At 45.4% G+C, this 3,447-nt stretch carries 2 protein-coding genes; both read left to right on the top strand.

What is annotated here, in order from left to right:
- Positions 1-1,660 (top strand): efflux RND transporter periplasmic adaptor subunit (locus IQ229_RS19025; RefSeq protein ID WP_322744019.1); only part of this gene is annotated, 1,660 nt, incomplete at its 5' end.
- Between the two features lie 174 nt (positions 1,661-1,834).
- Positions 1,835-3,447, top strand: a 1,613-nt coding sequence (locus IQ229_RS19020) for an efflux RND transporter permease subunit (RefSeq protein WP_194046418.1), incomplete at its 3' end; no start/stop codon positions are given.

Raw genomic sequence — 3,447 nt, 5'->3', positions numbered from 1 at the left:
GCGTTATGTTTCGTTGACAATGTTGAGTTTGTTACTACTAAATACTCCTACTACTGTTTTGGCTGGTGGTGGTCATGACCACAGTGGCGGAAGTGCTTTTCAAGCAGGAGGCGAATTGACGGGTTCTGTTGAAGTAGATGCAGAAACCGCAAAACTGCTAGGAGTTAAGGTCGCACCAGTGCAACGTCAACGATTAGCTGTCGGCATTAAAACTACTGGACAGATTGAAACCTTACCTAGCCAGAAAGTGGAAGTCACTACCCCAATACAAGGGGTAAAAGTAGTTGAACTTTTGGTAGAACCAGGCGCATCAGTAAATATTGGTCAACCTGTCGCCGTTGTAACCAGTCCAGATTTAGTGACATTACGCGTGGAATCTCAGGACAAATTAGCACAAGGTCAGGCTGATTTACAGCAAGCTCAAGCTGACTTGAGGCTGGCTCAACAAAATTATGATCGCTATCAGCAAATAGCCGCCGCAGAAATCGCCCAAGCCCAAAGCCAAGTAGCATTTGCTCAAGAAAAGTATGAGAAAGATCAAGTGTTAGCCACTGAAGGTGCTTTGGCACGTCGCAACGCTCTTGAATCTCAAACCCAACTAGCAGAAGCTAAAGCTAAACTAACCACAGCCAACAGCCGCCGCGATGTCATTGCGGCTGAAAATCAACTCAAACGCGCTCAAGCAGCAGTTAGCCTAGCAAAATCCAATATTAATCGCAGCAGTGCTATTTATGAAACGCGGCTGCTACAACTAGGAAACCGTGCTAATGCTAAGGGACTAATAACGGTAACAGCTCCGATTTCGGGGAAGGTTGCTGATAGAGAAGTTACTATCGGCCAATCTTTCCAGGATGCGGGTGGCAGATTAATGACGATTGTTAATGATAGTCGGGTTTTTGCCACAGCGAATATCTATGAAAAAGATTTAGATAAAGTGAGGACAGGTCAACAGGTAAGGATGAAGGTTGCTAGCGTACCTAATCAATCCTTTACAGGAAAGATTACACGGATTGGCTCAGTAGTGGAAGGAGAAACGCGAGTAGTACCAGTACAAGCCGAAGTCAATAACACCAGAGGGCAGCTCAAACCCGGAATGTTTGCCGAACTTGAAGTTGTAACAAGCCAGACATCTACAGCTACTTTGGCAATTCCCAATTCTGCCGTAGTGGATGCAAATAATAAGAAATTGGTCTATGTCCAAAACGGCAATGCCTTCCAATCTGTTGAAGTTGAGTTAGGACAAACCTCTGGAGATTTAATTGAGATTAAAAGTGGTTTATTCGAGGGAGATTCAGTAGTTACTCAGCGTGCGCCACAACTTTATGCACAGTCGTTAAAAGGTGGCAGTAAACCCAAAGAAGACGACCACTCACAAGAAGGAGATTCGCGCTCAGAGGAAACTGAGGCTAAAGCTAACAGCTTTCCTGTACCTTTATGGTTGCTCTTATCAGGGGGAGGAGTAGCCATTGCTACCGTAGCTTTCATGGGAGGTAGCTTCTGGTCTGGTCGTCGCACGCGATCGCCTTTAATAGCAGTGGGCAATTCAGGCTACGAGTATGAAACTGAGATTTATACCGACAACCATAAGCAACCTATCTTATCTCAACCAACCAAGCTTATTGAGAATGAAGAACGTGAAAATCCTCATTCACCAAACTAAGTACAGCCTAAGTTCATAGCAAATAAACTCGAACAAACTTTGCGCTTCTGGCCGCTCAACTCTGTGTCCCTCTGCGTTTCAATTTAAATCCTCGATAGCCACAATTTTACGAAATTTTGTACCAAGGGATTCTAGACGAGGTTTAGGGCTGAAAAATCCTATGTAAGTCAAAATATGCTTAATTCTATTGTTAAATGGTCAATCGCTCAACGCTGGCTAGTGGTTATTGCTTCCATCCTCATATCTGTTTGGGGCTTTCTCGTCCTTACACAAATGCCACTCGATGTATTTCCCAACTTTGCTCCTCCGCAAGTGGAAATTATGACCGAAGCCCCAGGACTTGCTCCAGAAGAGGTGGAGTCCCTCGTCACTCGACCGATAGAAAGTGTAATTAACGGTACACCTGGACTAGAAGCATTGCGTTCTGCCTCAGCTGTAGGTCTTTCGGCTGTGAGAGCTACTTTTAGCTTAGATACAGAAATTTATCGCGCCCGCCAATTGGTAACAGAACGGCTGCAACAAGCACGTAGTCAACTACCGCAAGGTGTAGAAGATCCAGAGGTTCTGCCCGTTAGTTCCCCCTTGGGATGGACTGTCAAATATGCCTTTACTTCTGAAACTACTCCTTTGATGGAGGTCTGGCGAATTGTCAATTGGCAGGTGAAAAATCGCCTGCTGGCTGTCCCTGGTGTAAGTAATATTGTCATATTTGGTGGGGATGAGCGTCAGTATCAAGTCCTAGTAAGCCCCGATAAGCTCAAGGCGTTTAATGTTTCCCTTGATGATGTCACCAAGGCAGCACAAGCAGCCAACGCTAATGCACCAGGGGGATTTTTAATTACTCCCGACCAAGAGACATTGGTGCGAGGGGTAGGGCGGATTGAATCTATCGAACAACTTAAGAAATCAGTAATCAAAGCCAAAAATGGCACCCCAGTACTGTTAGAACAAGTGGCGGATGTCCAAATCGGTGCAGCACTCAAACGCGGCGATGGCAGTTCTGCGGGTAAGAAAGCGGTGATTTTGACTGTCAACAAACAGCCAACAGCAGATACACCAAGCGTTACAAAGGCTGCTGAAGCAGCGATGGAAGAGTTAAAAGCCAGCTTGCCTAAAGATGTAAAAGTCACCGAAACCTTCCGCCAAGAAGATTTTATCGAAGCCTCGCTAAAAAACGTTGAAGAAGCTTTGCGCGATGGCACGATCATTGTTTGTGTCATCTTGATTCTATTTTTGATGAATTGGCGCACGGTAATCATTACCTTGAGCGCGATTCCCGTGTCTTTGTTATTGGGAATGTTGATCCTCAATTGGACGGGACAAGGCATCAACACGATGACTTTGGGCGGATTGGTTGTTGCGATTGGTTCAGTGGTAGATGATGCAATTGTGGATATGGAAAATTCCTACCGCCGTTTGCGAGAAAACCAGATAGCAGGTAATCCTGTACCACCCCTGCAAGTTGTTTTCAATAGTTCAGTGGAGGTAAGGGTAAGCGTACTGTTCTCGACAATCATTATCGCGGTCGTCTTTGCACCAATCTTTGCCCTTTCTGGGGTGGAAGGTCGGATTTTTACACCAATGGGTATAGCTTATTTGCTGTCAATAGTGGCTTCAACCTCGGTAGCATTGACATTGACTCCGGCACTATGCGCTCTGTTGTTGGTAAATCAGCGTTTGCCAACAACAGAAACTTGGGTTGAAAGATTTTCTCAGCGATTATATCGTCCACTGTTGCAGTTTGCTATACGTCGCCCCAAGATTATTTTGACAGGTGCGATCGCTAG

This window comes from Nostoc cf. edaphicum LEGE 07299, from assembly GCF_015207245.1.
Classification (GTDB): Bacteria; Cyanobacteriota; Cyanobacteriia; order Cyanobacteriales; family Nostocaceae; genus Nostoc; species Nostoc edaphicum_B.
The sequence above is the reverse complement of the archived record's forward strand: the minus strand, read 5'-3'. Positions and strand labels throughout refer to the sequence as shown.